Annotated in this window: 17 protein-coding genes and 1 pseudogene; 11 read left to right on the plus strand and 7 right to left on the minus strand. The window is 58.9% G+C overall.

Features of this window, described 5'->3' with window-relative positions:
* Positions 1–128: 128 nt before the first annotated feature.
* On the minus strand, positions 129–1,346 hold the full coding sequence (locus tag AC1Q6I_RS06360) for an EAL domain-containing protein (protein ID WP_102625542.1): 1,218 nt from the start codon (positions 1,344–1,346) through the stop codon (positions 129–131).
* Positions 1,347–1,679: 333 nt separating this feature from the next.
* Here AC1Q6I_RS06360 and AC1Q6I_RS06365 point away from each other — a divergent pair, with 333 nt between their 5' ends.
* Entirely contained in the window at positions 1,680–2,267 is a 588-nt protein-coding gene (locus tag AC1Q6I_RS06365; protein ID WP_102625541.1) for a recombinase family protein, read from the plus strand.
* Between the two features lie 170 nt (positions 2,268–2,437).
* Here the strand turns inward: AC1Q6I_RS06365 and AC1Q6I_RS06370 are convergent, their stop codons facing one another.
* Complete coding sequence (locus AC1Q6I_RS06370; RefSeq protein ID WP_102625540.1) at positions 2,438–2,641, minus strand: hypothetical protein; 204 nt, start codon at positions 2,639–2,641, stop codon at positions 2,438–2,440.
* Positions 2,642–3,187: 546 nt separating this feature from the next.
* Between AC1Q6I_RS06370 and AC1Q6I_RS06375 the strand changes: the two genes are divergently transcribed.
* From AC1Q6I_RS06375 to AC1Q6I_RS06390, 4 genes are read left to right on the plus strand one after another with little or no spacing between them, the layout of a single operon-like run.
* Positions 3,188–3,745, plus strand: a complete 558-nt coding sequence (locus tag AC1Q6I_RS06375) for a cytochrome b (protein ID WP_102625539.1) — start codon at positions 3,188–3,190, stop codon at positions 3,743–3,745.
* Between the two features lie 43 nt (positions 3,746–3,788).
* Entirely contained in the window at positions 3,789–4,340 is a 552-nt protein-coding gene (locus AC1Q6I_RS06380) for a tetratricopeptide repeat protein (RefSeq protein WP_024074005.1), read from the plus strand.
* A gap of 60 nt (positions 4,341–4,400) precedes the next feature.
* The gene (locus AC1Q6I_RS06385) at positions 4,401–4,898 is read left to right on the plus strand and encodes an RNA polymerase sigma factor (protein WP_041161116.1); all 498 of its coding nucleotides are present in this window, start codon (positions 4,401–4,403) and stop codon (positions 4,896–4,898) included.
* Positions 4,895–5,662: an anti-sigma factor family protein gene (locus tag AC1Q6I_RS06390; protein WP_069075460.1), complete on the plus strand. Its 768-nt coding sequence runs from the start codon at positions 4,895–4,897 to the stop codon at positions 5,660–5,662. The genes AC1Q6I_RS06385 and AC1Q6I_RS06390 overlap by 4 nt, the downstream gene beginning before the upstream one ends.
* Here the strand turns inward: AC1Q6I_RS06390 and AC1Q6I_RS06395 are convergent.
* A complete protein-coding gene (locus tag AC1Q6I_RS06395) occupies positions 5,651–6,625 on the minus strand; it encodes a LysR family transcriptional regulator (protein ID WP_069075459.1) in 975 nt (324 codons plus the stop codon). The two genes, AC1Q6I_RS06390 and AC1Q6I_RS06395, sit on opposite strands and share 12 nt — an antisense overlap.
* A gap of 158 nt (positions 6,626–6,783) precedes the next feature.
* Between AC1Q6I_RS06395 and AC1Q6I_RS06400 the strand changes: the two genes are divergently transcribed.
* The 5 genes and pseudogenes from AC1Q6I_RS06400 (at position 6,784) to AC1Q6I_RS06420 (ending at position 12,251) form a co-directional block, all read left to right on the plus strand.
* The gene (locus tag AC1Q6I_RS06400; protein ID WP_102625538.1) at positions 6,784–8,103 is read left to right on the plus strand and encodes an MFS transporter; all 1,320 of its coding nucleotides are present in this window, start codon (positions 6,784–6,786) and stop codon (positions 8,101–8,103) included.
* A 13-nt stretch (positions 8,104–8,116) separates the two neighbouring features.
* Positions 8,117–9,346, plus strand: coding sequence for a Zn-dependent hydrolase (locus AC1Q6I_RS06405; protein ID WP_102625537.1), 1,230 nt, complete (start codon positions 8,117–8,119; stop codon positions 9,344–9,346).
* A gap of 68 nt (positions 9,347–9,414) precedes the next feature.
* The gene (locus tag AC1Q6I_RS06410; protein ID WP_024074011.1) at positions 9,415–10,440 is read left to right on the plus strand and encodes a histone deacetylase family protein; all 1,026 of its coding nucleotides are present in this window, start codon (positions 9,415–9,417) and stop codon (positions 10,438–10,440) included.
* A gap of 185 nt (positions 10,441–10,625) precedes the next feature.
* Positions 10,626–11,393 (plus strand): annotated as a pseudogene (locus tag AC1Q6I_RS06415) (MCP four helix bundle domain-containing protein); the annotation flags it as partial.
* Positions 11,388–12,251 (plus strand): methyl-accepting chemotaxis protein, encoded by an 864-nt coding sequence (locus AC1Q6I_RS06420; RefSeq protein WP_370531108.1) that lies wholly within the window; start codon positions 11,388–11,390, stop codon positions 12,249–12,251. The pseudogene AC1Q6I_RS06415 and the gene AC1Q6I_RS06420, both read left to right, overlap by 6 nt.
* Positions 12,252–12,287: 36 nt before the next feature.
* Here AC1Q6I_RS06420 and AC1Q6I_RS06425 read toward each other — a convergent pair whose 3' ends face one another.
* Positions 12,288–12,497 carry a cold-shock protein gene (locus tag AC1Q6I_RS06425; RefSeq protein WP_102625535.1) on the minus strand — a complete coding sequence of 70 codons (210 nt, stop codon included), beginning with the start codon at positions 12,495–12,497 and terminating at the stop codon, positions 12,288–12,290.
* 70 nt (positions 12,498–12,567) lie between these two features.
* On the minus strand, positions 12,568–12,780 hold the full coding sequence (locus AC1Q6I_RS06430) for a cold-shock protein (RefSeq protein WP_024074014.1): 213 nt from the start codon (positions 12,778–12,780) through the stop codon (positions 12,568–12,570).
* A gap of 268 nt (positions 12,781–13,048) precedes the next feature.
* Here AC1Q6I_RS06430 and AC1Q6I_RS06435 point away from each other — a divergent pair, with 268 nt between their 5' ends.
* Positions 13,049–13,951 (plus strand): LysR family transcriptional regulator, encoded by a 903-nt coding sequence (locus tag AC1Q6I_RS06435; RefSeq protein ID WP_024074015.1) that lies wholly within the window; start codon positions 13,049–13,051, stop codon positions 13,949–13,951.
* Here AC1Q6I_RS06435 and AC1Q6I_RS06440 read toward each other — a convergent pair.
* Together AC1Q6I_RS06440 and AC1Q6I_RS06445 are read right to left on the minus strand one after the other, a co-directional pair.
* Entirely contained in the window at positions 13,943–14,701 is a 759-nt protein-coding gene (locus AC1Q6I_RS06440; protein ID WP_069075456.1) for a substrate-binding domain-containing protein, read from the minus strand. The genes AC1Q6I_RS06435 and AC1Q6I_RS06440 overlap by 9 nt on opposite strands.
* Positions 14,701–16,005 carry an MFS transporter gene (locus AC1Q6I_RS06445; RefSeq protein WP_102625591.1) on the minus strand — a complete coding sequence of 435 codons (1,305 nt, stop codon included), beginning with the start codon at positions 16,003–16,005 and terminating at the stop codon, positions 14,701–14,703. Before AC1Q6I_RS06445 ends, AC1Q6I_RS06440 begins: the two co-directional genes overlap by 1 nt.
* Between the last annotated feature and the right edge of the window lie 56 nt (positions 16,006–16,061).

Genomic DNA, 16,061 nt, shown 5'->3' on the forward strand with positions numbered 1-16,061 from the left:
GTATCATATAAGTTATTCCTCATCCCGCTCAAGCCCAGATTTTGGTTTTGCAGATTCAGTTCCATTAGAACTGAGTCTGCCGGTCCGAATATCTTCGTAAATATTATATCCATCAGCTAATTTAGATTTTAGACGATACTGAGAATGTCGCTTACGACAGCTTGGTGTGGATTTAGCCAAGCCGGTTCTATGTCCGGGTGTTGAATCAGAAATCCTTGTATGCATTGCCCCCCGGCGTACTGAGCGGCTGCCAACTCTTCGGTGTTTTCAATGCCTTCGATAACCACACATGGAGTGTAATCATGGCATACTTTTGTGAAATTTCTTAAAAGATCTGGTGAGTAATGGGGGTCTCTAGAGCGTAAGAGTATAGATCGGTCAATTTTTATTATGTCGGGTCTAATTTTGGCTAGATAATGAATGGGAGTGTTACCAGATCCGAAGTCATCAATGGCTATTCCGACTCCGCATGCTTTTAAGTCTGAAATTATCATTAAAGATTTGTCGAAATCATAGAAGTTGCTGGTTTCTGTGATTTCAATTGTAAGTCTCTTTGCAATGTTTCGATGCTTGTCTAAAAACTCAATTATTGAGTTCCAATAGTGATCAGGGTTCATAGTTGAAGCTGAGACATTACAGCCAAGGTATTGGGTTGGGTGACTTTTTAGTAAAGATATAATTGACCAGATTACACTAAAATCTAAGCGCGAAATTAAACCGGTGCGCTCGAGTGCCTCAATTGCATTTGGCCAAGAGCATATGTCTTGCGTCTGTGGCGAGTACCTTCGTAGTAAGGCCTCACTATAAAGTATAATACTATCCTGTGGTGAGCTTATCATGACTATTGGCTGGAATGCTAATATGAGATTTCCACTCCGTAGCTCATCCAGTATTGATGAAGCCGCTAATATATCTATTTGTGATGAAGAGTTTTTTTGAGTGATTAGACTTAGAATGCTTGTGTCTGAGCTGTTATATGGTTCGAGAAGGTTGTTTTCTTTGAATGGATATTCTTTGAAGAGTAGTTTTAGATAGGCCCTGCCTGCTGAACAGTCAACTGGCTCACTTTCAATGCGCGAGCGTATGAGTTCAATAAGTTTTTTTAGTTCTAGGGGCGATGCTTCTGAATCTATCGGAGACCCAGATGTGCGAATTACAAAAGTACCCTCTGAATAAGCAGTGACTCCAGGGAGAACTCCTGATTTTAACAGGCGCGATATTACGCTATTTCTTAAGGAGTCAGAAAATTTTGGACCAAAGACTTCGCTCAGTTCATGATAATTTTTTACTTCTACTAAAATCGCACATGTCGTGTATGAGCTTGACGAAACCTGTGATTCGTACATATTCCCCCCTTGGAACCGATCGTGCAAAAGCTCGTCTGATGACGTCGTCGAAAGAAAATTTCCACTCGGAGCTACCGCGCGGAATCTCGTGCTTTGAGGCTGGAATAGCGGGACAAAAGGGGTCCTATCTGGGATGCTGCAAAAATCAAAAATGATGCTGCCAAGTAGCCATTACGAGGGGGAGTTGGAGGATGCAAGGAGGCTCACCTAAAGGGACCCCTTTTTGTCAAATCTGGAGAACGTCTCGACCAAGGCAAGCTATTTTTAGCTTCTACCTACCGTTTGGGGACCCGGTAGGCATTCGGCCAGAGCGCTCCTCCATTCGAGATCCTCATGGAATCCACAGTAATTGGTCGGAAGATCGGATACGCTCGTGTGTCAACCGACGAACAGAACCTTGACTTACAGATTCAGGCTTTGAAATGCGCAGGCTGTGAGCTGATTTACACAGATAGTGGGATCTCTGGAAGTGTCCGTGCTAGACCGGGCTTGGATAAAGCTTTGAGGCGGTTGAGCGCGGGGGATATGTTGGTTGTTTGGCGGCTGGACCGTTTAGGCAGGTCGCTAGTTCATCTGGTGCATCTGCTAGAAAATTTGGGGAATCGTCACATCCGTTTCAAGTCTATCTGTGAGTACATAGATACCTCCTCCTCGGGAGGGAGGCTTGTATTTCACATGATGGCTGCGCTAGCAGAATTTGAGCGTTCTTTGATTAGCGAGCGTACTCGAGCGGGTATGGCCGCGGCTCGGGCGCGAGGAAAACATTTAGGTAGGCAGCCATCTCTCAATGTCGATCAGTGTAGAGAAGCGAAATTACTTCTGAATCAGGGAGTCAATATTCGGAACGTTGCTGATCAATTCAAAGTTACACCTAGGACATTAATACGACTCGTTCAGAGATTCCACGAGACGTGCCAATGAGGCTAAATTCGGCAGAACATCCTCAAATTGAGAGGGGGGGGCGAATCCCTATCCTGGATCGTTGAACGGAAGGCTTGATAGGACGAGCCGAAGGGCTTGGTTATGGAGCCCGTTTTGAAGGTTGTCGTTTTCAAAGGTGGGTCGCTCTGAGGCGCTCCCACCCAATGAGATCATATAGCTGTGCTCGCTAGAAACTCACCCGCTTTGCGAACAAGCTTCCTCCACTCCTCCTCTGTTATAAGGCCGGCATACTCCATCTCATCGGCTCTCGTAAGCAATTCAAAATACTTGTCCTCGACGTCCTGTTCATTTACAGCCTGATATAGAAGATCCCTCCAGGCTTTTATAGCCGAAAGACGAATTTCGTCACGCATTTTAGCACCTGGTGATTTTCACTAGATGACGCCGGTGGCTCAACATACTCACTGAACCACGGTAGGTATGACGCATGATGGCTCAAGGCCATCACAGTGCGTGTCAAAATTTTTATGGGCGGGGGGGCGAGGCGAGGGGGGCGCAGGCTTGAATCGCCCCGGACTCTTTAGACACCTTGCAAGTAATCAGAAGGGATGGGGCCGAATCCTTTCGAGAAAACAACCAGAATAGAAGCGGCAGTGATGAGTGGTTTAGGGCAAAATTAGGGCAAATTGAGGACCGCCATATACCGCAGGACGCCATGAGCGAAGGACTGAAGCGCCGTATTCTCTAGCCAGAGGCGGCCTACTGGTATGCAAGAAGGGGTTCGAATCCCTATCTCTCCGCCATTACATAGAAAAAGCCCCGTAGCTGAATAAGCTACGGGGCTTTTTCGTTTCCGGGTATTCGCTTGGCAACGGCCGAAGCACATCTATTTTTTTTGCGCCTCACCGAATAACTTTCCCCGCTGCGGTGTTCACTACTCACACCATCAGGGAATGCCCATGAACATACCGACCGACCGCTACGACCGTTGGACCCGCATCTTCCACTGGCTCACCGCTGCCGTGGTGATCTTCATGTTTGCCAGTGCCCATCTCTGGGAAAACCTGGAGAAGGGCACGCCGCTGCGCAAAGGCCTGCAATCGCTGCATATCTCGCTCGGCATTGCGATGGCGCTGTTGATTATCGTGCGGATCGCCTGGCGATTGATTGCGGGTCATCATCCAAAGTCCGACAGTCCCCGGGCGCTTAACCTGCTGGCGAAAATGGCGCATGGTTGCCTGTACCTGTTGCTGTTGGCGCAGATCGTCCTGGGCTTTATGTTTCGCTGGGCTCAAGGCGAGCCGTTCAATTTCTTCGGGCTGTTCCCCATTCCTGCTCCCGTTGTGATTGATCACGAATGGAGGGGCGCCCTGGGTGGTCTGCATGACAATGTGGCATGGGCGATCATCCTGCTGGCGGGCCTGCATGCCGCGGCTGCGCTCTGGCATCACGTTGTCGTCGGCGACAACACGCTGCGCCGTATGTTGCCCGGTTCAGGTAATGCGCTTCAAAAGTGATGTTCGCTGTTGCACCTCCCCATCGTTACGGAGCATGACAACCATGAAAAACCGCCACGAACACCCCGTCACTTACCGCACCGCGCTGTTCTTCAGTGCTTGCCTGGCCGCCGCTTTACTCGCAGGCCCAGCTCACGCCTCCGGTGACGAATCGGCCCCGCCCAAGCCTAACTGCCCGAAAGGCCAGGTCTGGGATACCAAGAGCGGAAAGTGCGTGTTGCAAACCAGCAAAGCCACTTCGGACGCCGACCGTACCGATTACGCCTACCGCCTGGCCAAAGATGGGCGCTACGACGAAGCCCTGGCATTGCTCGATACCCTGCAAAACCCGAACACCGCCAAGGCTCTCAACTATCGCGGCTATGCCACGCGCAAACTGGGGCGCACCGATGAAGGTATCGGTTATTACCTGAAGTCCGTCGCGCTCGACCCCAACTACGCGCAGGTTCGCGAGTACCTGGGCGAGGCCTATGTGATCAAAGGGCGCGTCGACCTGGCGCAAGAGCAACTGGTGAAAATCAAAGCCTTGTGCAGCACCACCTGCGAAGAGTACCAAGACCTCGCCGAAGCTATCGCCGCCGCGCCACAGGCTTGAAACCGATGAGTGAACCGACAGGGGGCAGCCATCACCAGAGAGGCTGAGTTTCGTCGCGAGCTGGGCCTGTTGTTGCCGCGTTTATGGCGATATGGGTTGGTGTTGTCGCGGCAAAAGCATCTGGCCGAAGACTTGGTGCAGGCGACCTGTGTGCGGGCATTGGAGCGTGCCGGGCAGTTCGCGGCCGGCACGCGCCTGGACCGCTGGCTGCTGTCGATCATGCATTCCATCTGGCTCAACGAGGTGCGTTCGCAACGGGTACGCCAGGGGCAGGGGTTTGTCGAGGGGGAACAGGCGTTGTCCTTCGATGGCGAGAGCCAGGCTCAGGATCAGGTATTGGCCGCGCAAGTGATCAAGCTCGTTAACGGGTTGCCTGAAGCACAGCGGGAAACAGTGTTTCTGGCGTACGTCGAAGGGCTTTCCTACAAGGAAATTGCCGAGGTGCTGCATATTCCCGTCGGGACTGTGATGAGCCGGTTGGCCGCCGCCCGCTTGAAACTGGTGCAGACCACACCCTCTACGGCCCAGCAGGATAAATCCAGCGGAGAACGGCGATGACTCAGACTAACGTACCGTCCGATGAGTGGTTGGTGGCTTATCTGGATGGCGAGCTGGAGGTGGAGCAGCGGGCGTTCATCGCCGATCAGGTCCGCACGGACCCGGTGCTGGCCGCACGCCTGGAGGCTTTGCAGTGCGCTGACTTACCCTTCAAGGCCGCCTTCGACTCGGTGCTGGGTCAAGCACCTACCGCGCGGATGCAGGCAATGCTCAACGCCTTGCCAGCGGCACAAGCCCCAGCGCTGAGTCGACGTCGCTTCCTGGCCGTAGCCGCCGGTTTTGCCGTGGCAGGCGCAGTTGCCGACCGCCTGTTCATCAGTTGGCCTCGCGCGCAATCCGCTCAAGGCTGGCGTGCCTCGGTTGCCGAATACATGGCCCTGTACACACCGCAGACCCTGGAAAACCTCAGCGCTGATCGCGCCTCTCACATCGCCCAACTCAATGGCGTGGGGGCACAATTGGGGCTGCCGTTATCTCCAGAGGCGGTAACTCTGCCCGGCGCCGAGTTCCGGCGTGCGCAGATCCTCGACTATGAAGGCGTAGTGATCGGCCAATTGACCTACCTGGATCCGCGCCATGGTCCATTGGCACTGTGTATCACCGCCAGCCAAAAGGGCGCGCAGCCCGTCGCTACCGAGCAGCGCCGAGGCATGAATGTGGTGTATTGGGCCAGCCTGTCCCACGGCTTCATGTTGATCGGGAGAAACACATTCGAGGATTTGCAGAACATGGCCAGCCGCGTCGAACGGACGTTAATAGCTTGAACCCGGTGAGCCGGCATCGTCTGCTGCACTCGCCAACCGCCCCAACAGCGACTCAATGAACACCCTTTCCGCTCGACTCATCTTCTGCTCCCGATGCCACAGCAAGTGGATATCCACATCGGCAATCCCCTCATCCGGCGGCAGCCGCCACAGCAGCCCGTTCTTCACATCTTCCGCCACCACGTGAACCGGCAGGCAGCCCAAACCAAACCCGGCGATCACCAGGCGGCGTACCTCTTCCAGGCTGGACGACGACGCCACGATCCGCCCGCTGAAGCCCTGCTGATCACGAAAGATCGTCAGCGGCGATAGCATCCCGCCGATTTGATCACTGGTGAAACTCACGAAGTTCTCCGACTGCAAATCCCCCTCTGCCAATCCGCTGCGTCCGAACAGGGCATGGTGCTGTCCGCAAAAGAACGCGTAGCGCTGGCGCAGGAACAGATGCTGCTCCAGCCGTGGCTGTGGTCGACGGTTGAGGCTCAGGCCCAGGGTGGCGGTTTTTTCCAGCAGGGCGGCGACGATGTCGGAGCTGCGCATCACCTCGACTTCCAGGTCGACCCGTGGATGTTCACGATGAAAGTCCGCGAGAAACTCATCGAAAAGGTCCGAGTTGATCCGACTGATCATCAGCAAACGCACCTTGCCGATCACTTCATCGCCAGGTTTCTGCAGGGCGTTGCTCATCTGCGAGACCTGGCCGTACATCTCGCCGGCAATGGCGAAGATCTGTTCACCGGCCTCGGTCAGTACGAAGCGCGGGCCACGGCGGGCGATGAGTTGGCAGTCGAGTTGTTCTTCCAGGCGCTTGAGGGCCTGGCTGATCGCCGGTTGGGTCAAATGCAGGCGGGCGGCGGCGCGGCTGATGCTCAGTTCCTGGCCGATCACGCGGAAGGTGCGCAGCAGGTTCCAGTCCAGGCGGTCGTTGAGCAGGGGGTGAATATCGCGACGGGGTTCGGACATGGCGCGGCTCAATAATAAGCAGGATTTATAATTGGAATAATAAATAGAAAATTGACTAATCATAGCCCCGCGACGATAAATCACCCCTGACAAGCGCCATCAGAGCGCATGCGTTCGACCTTTCTCCTGCCAAAAAAATAACCAAAGGAGCCCGCCCCATGAAGCCTTCCGCTTCGCCCCAGCCTCGCCGTGCTGCGGCCGCCGCTTTTATCGGCACCATGATCGAGTGGTACGACTTCTACATCTATGCCACCGCCGCGGCGTTGGTGTTCGGTCAGCTGTTTTTCCCTTCCGAAGACAAATTGTTCAGCACCATGGCTGCGTTCGGCACTTTTGCCGTGGGCTTTTTCGCGCGGCCGTTGGGCGGCATCGTGTTCGGGCATATCGGCGACCGCATTGGCCGCAAGAAATCCCTGGTGATCACCCTGGTCATGATGGGCGTGGTCACCGTGTGTATCGGGCTGCTGCCAATTTACGCGCAGATCGGCGTCGCGGCGCCGGTCATGCTGGTCCTGCTGCGCATCGTGCAAGGTATTGCCGTCGGTGGCGAGTGGGGCGGTGCGGTGCTGATGGCCGGTGAGCATGCGCCCAAAGGGCGGCGGAACTTCTTCGCGTCCTTTGCCCAACTGGGCAGCCCGGCAGGGTTGATCCTGTCGCTGCTGGCGTTCAGCGCGGTGACGCGTTTGCCGGAAGAAGACCTGCTCAGTTGGGGCTGGCGCCTGCCGTTCCTGGCCAGTGCCTTGCTGCTGATCGTGGGCCTGGCGATTCGCCTGGGCGTAAACGAATCCCCTGAGTTCCTCGAAGACCAGGCGCTGGCGCAAAAGGCCCGGGCGATCAAGCCCGACCAGGCCCCGGTGATCGAAGTGCTGAAAACCGCGTGGCGCCCGTTGTTGCTGTGCATTGGCGCCAACACCCTGGGCATCGCCGGCGTGTATTTCACCAACACGTTCATGATTGCCTACAGCACTCAGCAACTGGGCTTACCGCGCTCGTTGATTCTGGAGTGTTTGTTCTTCGTTGCCATCATCCAGTTCTGTGTCCAGCCGCTGGCGGCCTGGGTGGCGGAGAAGGTCGGCGCCACGCGGTTTCTCTGCGCGATGACGGTACTGGCGATGGCTTCGCCGTACCCGATGTTCGTGCTGGTGAGCAGCGGCCAGGCGCCGTTGATCATCCTCGGCATCGCCCTGGCCGTGGTGTGCATGGCCTCGTTTTATGCGGTCATCGCCGGCTTTGTCAGCGGCCTGTTTGAAACCCGTGTGCGCTATACCGCGATTTCCCTGGCCTATCAGGTGTGCGGTGCGCTGGCCGGAGGTCTGACGCCATTGATCGGCACCTGGCTGGCCCATGCCTACCAGGGCCAATGGTGGCCGATGGCGGTGTTTTACAGCCTGATCGCGGCGGTCTCGCTGGTGTGCGTATTGGCGTTATCGCGCCGCCACGCCACCGCCCACCGTCTCGAAATGGCCCCAAGTGTCTGAGGGGAGATGGGTAATGTTGAAGATTAATGGCCCGCGCCTGTGGGCCAGCCTGATGGCCATGGCTGAAGTGGGTGCGACCGCACGCGGCGGCAGTTGCCGCCTGGCCTTGAGCGCTGAGGACCAGGCCGGTCGCGAGCTGTTCAGCCACTGGTGCACTGCGGCGGGGCTGACCTTGAGCGTGGATGCCATCGGCAACCTGTTCGCCCGCCGCGCCGGGACGGAGGAGGACGCCGCCCCGGTGATGATGGGCAGCCACCTCGACACTCAGCCGGAGGGCGGGCGTTTCGATGGTGTCTACGGTGTGCTGGCTGGCCTGGAAGTGATCCGCAGCCTTGACGACCACGGCATTCAAACGCGTAAACCGTTGGAAATCGCCGTATGGACCAACGAGGAGGGCGCCCGGTTTACCCCGGCGATGCTTGGCTCGGCGGTCTTCACTGGCGCCCTGGCGTTGGACAAGGCCCTGGCCAGTGTCGACGTGGACGGCATCAGCGTGGCCGAGGCCTTGCGCGCCATCGGCTACCACGGTGAGCGCGCGTCAGGTGGTGCGGTGGATGCGTATTTCGAAGCGCATATCGAGCAAGGCCCGATCCTGGAAGACAACGCCAAGAGCATCGGCGTGGTCACCGGTGGCCAGGCGATTCGCTGGCTCGACGTGCGCGTCACCGGCATGGCGGCGCACGCCGGTACGACGCCGATGCCGCTGCGCAAGGACGCGCTGTATGGCGCTGCGCAAATGATCCAGGCGCTGGAAAGCCTGGCCAAGGATTTCGCTCCCGAGGGCCTGACGACCGTTGGTGAATTGAGCATCGCCAAATCCTCCCGTAACACCATCCCCGGGCTGCTGCATTTTAGCGTCGATCTGCGCCATCACCGCGACACCGACCTTGATGCCATGGAACAGCAGGTGCGCAAACAGTTGCAGGCCATCGCCGCGCAACGTGGGCTGGACGTCACCATCAGCCCCCACTGGATCAGCCCGGCGACACCGTTCGATGCGCAATGCGTGGCCTGCGTGCAAGCCGCGGTGGACGCCTTGGGCTACAGCCAGCAGCGGATCGTCAGCGGCGCCGGTCACGACGCGATTCACCTGGCACGCTATTGCCCCACCGCAATGGTCTTCATCCCCTGCGTCGGCGGCCTCAGCCACAACGAAGCCGAAGATGTATTGCCCGAAGACGTGCGCCAGGGCACCGATGTATTGCTTAACGCCGTGTTGGCTCGCGCCGGCCAGGCCACATGACCACTCATACCTGAAGACTGGCGCCGTCCCGCTCAAACAGGGGCGCAGTGTTCATCCAGGAGACTCTTATGCGTACGTTTTTCCACCCCGAACAGCTGCTGCACCATCCGCGCAGCTACTATTCCCGCGGCCAGATGCGCACGCCGCAGGAAGTCCCCGAGCGTGCCCGCAACCTGCTGCTGGCCGCGCAAACCCTTGGCTTCGACATTCAACAACCGCAGGATTATGGACTTGAGCCCCTGCTGGCCGTCCACGGCGCGTCTTACCTGACTTTCCTCCAGCAAGCCCACGCGCTCTGGAAAGAAATCCCCGAGGACTGGGGCGACGAAGTCATGTCCAATATCTTCGTGCGCGAGCCCAACGCCCTGCGCGGCGTCCTGGCCCAGGCTGCGCGCTACCTGGCCGACGGCAGTTGCCCGGTGGGTGAACTCACCTGGCGCTCGGCGTATTGGTCAGCCCAAAGCGCCGTCGCCGCCGCCAGGGCCATCCTCGACGGGGCGCCCGCAGCCTATGCACTGTGTCGCCCGCCAGGTCATCACGCGCGCTTCGATGCGGCAGGCGGCTTCTGCTACATCAATAACGCGGCCGTCGCGGCACAGGCGTTGCGCGAAGGCTTCCAGCGCGTCGCCATCCTCGACACCGACATGCACCACGGCCAGGGCATCCAGGAGATTTTCTACGACCGCGACGACGTGCTCTATGTGTCGATCCACGGAGATCCCACCAACTTCTACCCCGGCGTCGCCGGCTTCGCCGAAGAGCGTGGCAACGCCGCCGGTGAAGGCTTCAACCTCAACCTGCCGATGGCGCACGGTGCCAGCGAGGCGGTGTTTTTTGCACAACTGGAGCGGGCACTCAAGGCAGTCAAAGACTTCTCGGCGCAGGTGCTGGTGTTGTCCCTGGGCTTCGATATCTACGAACTCGACCCGCAAAGCAAAGTCGCGGTGACGCGCCAGGGGTTTGCGCAGTTGGGAGCCTGCATCCGTGGGCTGGGGTTGCCCTGTGTGATCGTGCAGGAAGGGGGGTATCACCTGGAGACGCTGGACAGTAATGCCCAGGCGTTTTTCGACGGCCCACAGGCTTGGAGCATGTAATCAGGCAACTTTTCAGGAGCTGAAACTGAAACGCCTGCTGGGCTCCATGCCCCGCCGGCGTTAAGGGGTTGCCAACCAACGTGGAACTCGTTGGCAACACTTTTTTTCGTGGGGCTAAAGTACTGCCCCGGCAGGCCGAAACGCTCTCATACGATGTCATATCCCTAAAAAGAGAGCCGCCAAACATGTCCCTTCGCAGCCTGTCCATCGCCCGTCGCGCGGGCTTGGGTTTTGCCCTGATTGCCTTGCTCGTCGCCCTGCTGGGTTTTTTCGCGCTCTCGAACATGGCCAGCATTCGTGCCAGTGCGGTGCAGGTGGAAAGCGGGCTGGTGCCCAAGATGCGCATGGTGGCGGACATTCGCGAAATCATGCTGCGCATTCGTACGATTTCTTTGCGCATGGCGCTGGACCCGAACCCCGCGAGCATCCCGCAATACCGCAGCCAGATGGACACTCGTAGCCAGGACCTGGCCAAGCGGCTGGCCGACCTCAACGCGGTGATCGACACCCCCGAGGTGCGCGCGTTGTATGAGCAGTTCCAGGTCTCGCTGCGCCAATACCAGCAGGGGCTGGCCCAGTCGTTTGTCCTGGCCGACCAGCAGCAGGGCGCCGAGCTCAACAAGTTGCTGCTGGTGGACATGAAAACCGTGGTGGATGGCTCCGGAGCCCAACTCAACGCCCTGGCCGACTACTACAACGCGCAGATCAACCAGCAGGGCCAGGCGGCTGAGGCGCAGTACGGCCGTTCGCGCACGATGGTCTTCGGTTTTGTGCTGCTGGCCGCGTTGAGCACCGTGGCGCTGGCGTGGTTGCTGACGCGCAGCATCGTCGGCCCCCTGAGCCATGCAGTGCGGACCGCAGAAAACGTTGCCCGAGGCGACCTGACCCAAACGGTGGCGGTGACCGGCGACGATGAAGTGACCCGCCTGCTCGTGGCACTCCAGAGCATGCAAGCCAGCCTGCGCGGGACCTTGCAACTGATTCGCCAGTCGGCCGGTCAGTTGGCGTCTTCCGCCACCGACCTCAATGGCATCACCGACCAAAGCAGCCGCAGCCTGCAAAAACAAACCGCTGAAATCGAGCAGGCCGCCACGGCGGTCAACGAGATGACCTCGGCCGCAGATGAGGTGGCGCGCAATGCGGTGTCCACCTCCGAATCCACACGCCTGTCCAATGAAACGGCGCGCGAGGGCCAGCACCGAGTGGGCGAAACCGTCAGCGCCATTGAAGCCCTGAGCACCAACATCGGCGAAACCTCGACCCTGGTACAGAACCTCGCCGAGCAATCGCGGGATATCGGCAAGGTGCTCGACGTGATTCGCTCCATCGCCGAGCAGACCAACCTGCTGGCCCTCAATGCCGCTATCGAAGCGGCGCGGGCCGGTGAGTCCGGGCGTGGTTTTGCGGTGGTGGCGGACGAAGTGCGTGCACTGGCCCACCGTACCCAGCAATCGACCCTGGAAATCGACCAGATGGTCACCGCGATGCGCACGGGTTCCGACCAGGCACTGACATCGATGCAGTCGAGTACCCAGCGCGCCACTGACACGTTGGCCCTGGCTGAAGGAGCCGGTGGTGCGTTGAGCCAGATCACCGACTCCATCGACCAGATTCACCAGCGCAACCTGGTGATCGCCAGTGCCGCCGAGGAGCAGGCCCAGGTGGCCAAGGAGGTCGATCGCAACATCGTTAATATTCGCGACCTGTCTGCCCAGTCGTCTTCCGGCGCCGGGCAGATCAATGGGTCGAGCCGTGAATTGGCGCAGTTGGCGGTCGCCCTCAACGAGGCGGTGGCACGCTTTCAGCTGTAGTGACGTGCGCCGTGAGTGGCGGCGGGCAGGAAGGCGCTAATTCAGCTTCGGTTCTTCCTCGATCTTTATATTGACCGCTTGCCACTCACCCCCCGGCCCCCGTTCCAATTCGTAGCTGACGATTTGCCCCTCGCGCAGCACTCGACCGCCCTGGGCGGTGCTGCTACGAAAGAACACGTCTTGCGTATCGTGGACGGCAGTTTCGCTGCTGATGAAAATTGCAGTCTGTGGAGTTGTTCTGGACATGGCCGTTCTCCTTTTTCAGTGCAATACATGGCCCGTGGTGGGCGGGGTGAAGCGGTCATCCAACGGTTTATCAACCGACCACTTGGACTTTGTCGGCCTGCATGCCTTTTTGCCCTTGCACCGCTTCGAAGCTGACTTTCTGTCCTTCTTTCAATGACTTGAATCCAGTGCCTTCAATCGCCCTGAAGTGTACGAACAGGTCGGGCCCATCATCCGGAGTGATAAACCCATAGCCTTTTTCATCATTGAACCACTTCACCGTGCCGTTCTGTCTGTTGCTCATTGTTCGTACCCTCTAAACCCTTGTGTCCTGATGCGCGCCGATGCAACGCGACATACTTAATAAAAGCCCCGCGCCCGCCAGTCGTCAACACGGCGCGAGACCAACGGTACTGTCATTTCTGACAGGTTTTCAGGCCTTCAAAGCGCGCCATACTGCGCAGTTTCATGCTGAAGACCCGCAGTGTTCGGGCGGCCGTCCGCGCGCGCATGGCGCCCTGTCGTCGCCCATACGATAATGCCGGCATTCCGATTCCCACTGGCCATCCTCCGTGATCATCAATTTCGACCTCAACGACCTCCAAGCCTTCCGCGCCGTGGTAGACAAGGGCAGTTTTCGCGCCGCCGCCGAGGCCATCCGGATTTCGCAGCCGGCCCTCAGCCGCCGTATCGAAAAGCTTGAATCCGCCCTCGATGTGAAGCTGTTCGAACGCACCACGCGCCGGGTCAGCCTGACCATGGTCGGGCGTGCATTCCTGCCTCAGGTCGAGCGCATGCTCGACGACCTCGACATTGCCCTGATGGGCATCAGTAACGTGGCGTCCACGCGCATGGGCGACGTCACCATCGCCTGCGTGCCGTCTACGGCGTATTACTTCATGCCCCACGTGATTTCCGAGTTCCACAAGCTGTACCCGAAGATTCGCCTGCGGGTGCTGGACGCCAGTGCCGGTGAGGTGTGCAGCGCGGTGGGGAGTGGCGAGGCGGATTTTGGCGTGAGTTTCAGCGGCAGCCTGGCCGATGAAGTGGAATTCGAGTTGCTGATGCAGGAGCGCTATGTACTGGCGTGTCGTCGGGACCACCCGTTGGCCGGACGCGACAGCGTGACCTGGGCCGAGGCCTACGAGCACGACTACATCACGGTGGACAAGACGTCGGGCAACCGCGCCCTGCTGGACCAGGCCTTGCACGGCGTGCGGGTGAAAAAACCGAGCGTCTGCGAGACACACCACGTGACCACGATGATCGGCTTGGTAGAGGCGGGGCTGGGGGTGGCGATGGTGCCGTCGATCGCCATGCCGGCGGGCGAACACCCGATTCTGGTGAGTGTGCCGCTGGTTGAGCCGCCGGTGATGCGCAACGTGGGCTTGATCAAGCGTCGCGGGCGGACATTGCCGCCCGCGGCGCTGGAGTTGGAGCGGTTGGTGCGGGAGATGCCGTTTCGGTCAGCGTGACACCGAGTCCAGGCCGGTGGATTGCACCAGCGGTTGTGCCTCGGGCGAGGCCAGGTACTGCAACAGTGCCTTGGCCTGGGCCGGGTGTTCGGCGTTAACCGGAATGCCCGCCGCAAAGCGTGTCACCGACTGCACGTCTTCCGGGATCTTGCCCACGTAAGTCACCCCCGGCACCGGCAACAGTTCAGCGACCTGTTGCAAGCCCACCTCGTATTCACCCTTGGCAACCTTCTCGGCCACCGGGATGCGTTCGATCATGCTGCCCTTGGCGGGCATGCCGAGTTTCTTGAACAGCTCCTTCTCGACATACACACCGCTGGCGCTGTCCGAATACGCTATGGACTTGGCCTTGAGCAGTACGGCCTTGAGCTCGGCGTCGGTGCCAATCGCCGGTTTCGCCGCGCCTTCTTTCACCACCAGGCCGATGCGCGAATCCGCCAATTCCACGCGGGACGCCGGGTCGACTTTGCCTTGCTTGATCAACTCATCCAGGGCGTAGCCGACCATAATCACCACGTCGGCGTGTTCGCCACGGGCCAGGCGGTTGGGAATCGCTTCCGGCGCCTTGCCCATCGAGGGGCCGAGGATCGTGTCGAGGGTATCGCCGCTCTGTTTGGCATATTGCGGGCCCAGCAATTTATACGCCGCAGTGAAGCCACCCGAGGTCATGACCTTGAGTTCTTCGGCCTGGGCCGTCAGTGCCAGGGTGCCGAGGGCCAGGGTCGTCAGGGTCTTGAATAGCGTCTTCATCACACGGCCTCCTGCATCACTTGCCCACGGGTGTTGGCCCGGCGATACAGCGCCAGGGTCGAGCACAAGGCGCACAGCGCGGCAAACATCATCCAGTAGGCCGGGGAGGCCTTGTCTTCGGTGAGGTGGATGAACCAGGTGGAAATCGCCGGAGTGAAACCGCCAAAGAGTGCGGTCGCCAGGCTATAGGCCAGGGAGAAGCCCGCCACGCGCACTTCCACCGGCATGATTTCGGTCAGCGCCGGGATCATTGCGCCGTTGTACATGCCATAGAGGAAGGAGAACCACAGCAGGACTTCCAACATATGCGCAAAGCTCGGCGCGTTGACCACGTAGGACAACGCCGGGTAAGCAGTGAGAACCGTCAGCACGGTCATGGCGACCAGTACCGGCTTGCGGCCAAAGCGGTCGCTCAAGGTGCCGCCGATGGGCAGCCAGACAAAGTTCGACACGGCCACCAGCAAGGTCACCAGCAGTGCATCGGAGGTGCTCAGTTGCAGCACGGTCTTGCCGAAGGTCGGCGCGTACACGGTGATCAGGTAGAACGCCGTGGTGGTCATGGCGACCATCAGCATGCCGCCGATGACCACAGTCCAGTTCTTCGCCAGGGTCGCCAACACTTCGCGCATGGTGGGGCGATGTTTGCGGTTGGCGAACTCTTCGGTTTCCTCCAGGTTGCGGCGCAGCACGAAGATGAACGGGATGATCACGCAACCGAAGGCGAACGGGATACGCCAGCCCCAATCGGCCACCACGGCCGGTTCCATCCACACATTCAGGCCATAACCCAATGCGGCGGCCACCACGATGGAGATCTGTTGGCTGCCCGATTGCCAGCTGGTGTAGAAGCCCTTGCGGCCGGGCGTGGCCATTTCGGACAGGTACACCGACACACCGCCCAGTTCTGCGCCGGCCGAGAAACCTTGCAGCAGGCGGCCGATCAGTACCAGCAACGGGGCCCACAGGCCAATGCTGTGATAACCGGGCACCAACACGATCAGCAGCGTGCCGCTGGCCATGATCGACAGGGTCACGATCAACCCTTTGCGGCGACCGACGTCGTCAATGTAGGCGCCCAGAATGATCGCGCCCAATGGCCGCATCAGGAAGCCTGCGCCGAACACGGCGAAGGTCATCATTAATGACGCAAACTCATTAGCGGCGGGAAAGAACGCGGCAGCAATGTAGGTGGCATAGAAGCCGAACAGAAAGAAGTCGAACTGTTCGAGGAAGTTGCCCGAAGTCACGCGGAAAACCGCACCAATTTTCGAGCGAGCGGCGTCAGGCCGAGAAGGGCTATTCATGGTTTTGTGTCTCCAGCGTTCTTTTAAAGTGCTTGTTTCGCTTAAGACCGCGGATA

It is taken from the genome of Pseudomonas sp. MPR-R2A5 (assembly GCF_058793055.1).

What these genes read in the sequence shown, in the direction of transcription:
- AC1Q6I_RS06360 (WP_102625542.1), bottom strand. Translation starts at nt 1,346, where the DNA reads ATGTACGAATCACAGGTTTCGTCAAGCTCATACACGACATGTGCGATT.
- AC1Q6I_RS06365 (WP_102625541.1), top strand. Translation starts at nt 1,680, where the DNA reads ATGGAATCCACAGTAATTGGTCGGAAGATCGGATACGCTCGTGTGTCA.
- AC1Q6I_RS06370 (WP_102625540.1), bottom strand. Translation starts at nt 2,641, where the DNA reads ATGCGTGACGAAATTCGTCTTTCGGCTATAAAAGCCTGGAGGGATCTT.
- AC1Q6I_RS06375 (WP_102625539.1), top strand. Translation starts at nt 3,188, where the DNA reads ATGAACATACCGACCGACCGCTACGACCGTTGGACCCGCATCTTCCAC.
- AC1Q6I_RS06380 (WP_024074005.1), top strand. Translation starts at nt 3,789, where the DNA reads ATGAAAAACCGCCACGAACACCCCGTCACTTACCGCACCGCGCTGTTC.
- AC1Q6I_RS06390 (WP_069075460.1), top strand. Translation starts at nt 4,895, where the DNA reads ATGACTCAGACTAACGTACCGTCCGATGAGTGGTTGGTGGCTTATCTG.
- AC1Q6I_RS06395 (WP_069075459.1), bottom strand. Translation starts at nt 6,625, where the DNA reads ATGTCCGAACCCCGTCGCGATATTCACCCCCTGCTCAACGACCGCCTG.
- AC1Q6I_RS06400 (WP_102625538.1), top strand. Translation starts at nt 6,784, where the DNA reads ATGAAGCCTTCCGCTTCGCCCCAGCCTCGCCGTGCTGCGGCCGCCGCT.
- AC1Q6I_RS06405 (WP_102625537.1), top strand. Translation starts at nt 8,117, where the DNA reads ATGTTGAAGATTAATGGCCCGCGCCTGTGGGCCAGCCTGATGGCCATG.
- AC1Q6I_RS06410 (WP_024074011.1), top strand. Translation starts at nt 9,415, where the DNA reads ATGCGTACGTTTTTCCACCCCGAACAGCTGCTGCACCATCCGCGCAGC.
- AC1Q6I_RS06420 (WP_370531108.1), top strand. Translation starts at nt 11,388, where the DNA reads ATGCAAGCCAGCCTGCGCGGGACCTTGCAACTGATTCGCCAGTCGGCC.
- AC1Q6I_RS06425 (WP_102625535.1), bottom strand. Translation starts at nt 12,497, where the DNA reads ATGTCCAGAACAACTCCACAGACTGCAATTTTCATCAGCAGCGAAACT.
- AC1Q6I_RS06430 (WP_024074014.1), bottom strand. Translation starts at nt 12,780, where the DNA reads ATGAGCAACAGACAGAACGGCACGGTGAAGTGGTTCAATGATGAAAAA.
- AC1Q6I_RS06440 (WP_069075456.1), bottom strand. Translation starts at nt 14,701, where the DNA reads ATGAAGACGCTATTCAAGACCCTGACGACCCTGGCCCTCGGCACCCTG.
- AC1Q6I_RS06445 (WP_102625591.1), bottom strand. Translation starts at nt 16,005, where the DNA reads ATGAATAGCCCTTCTCGGCCTGACGCCGCTCGCTCGAAAATTGGTGCG.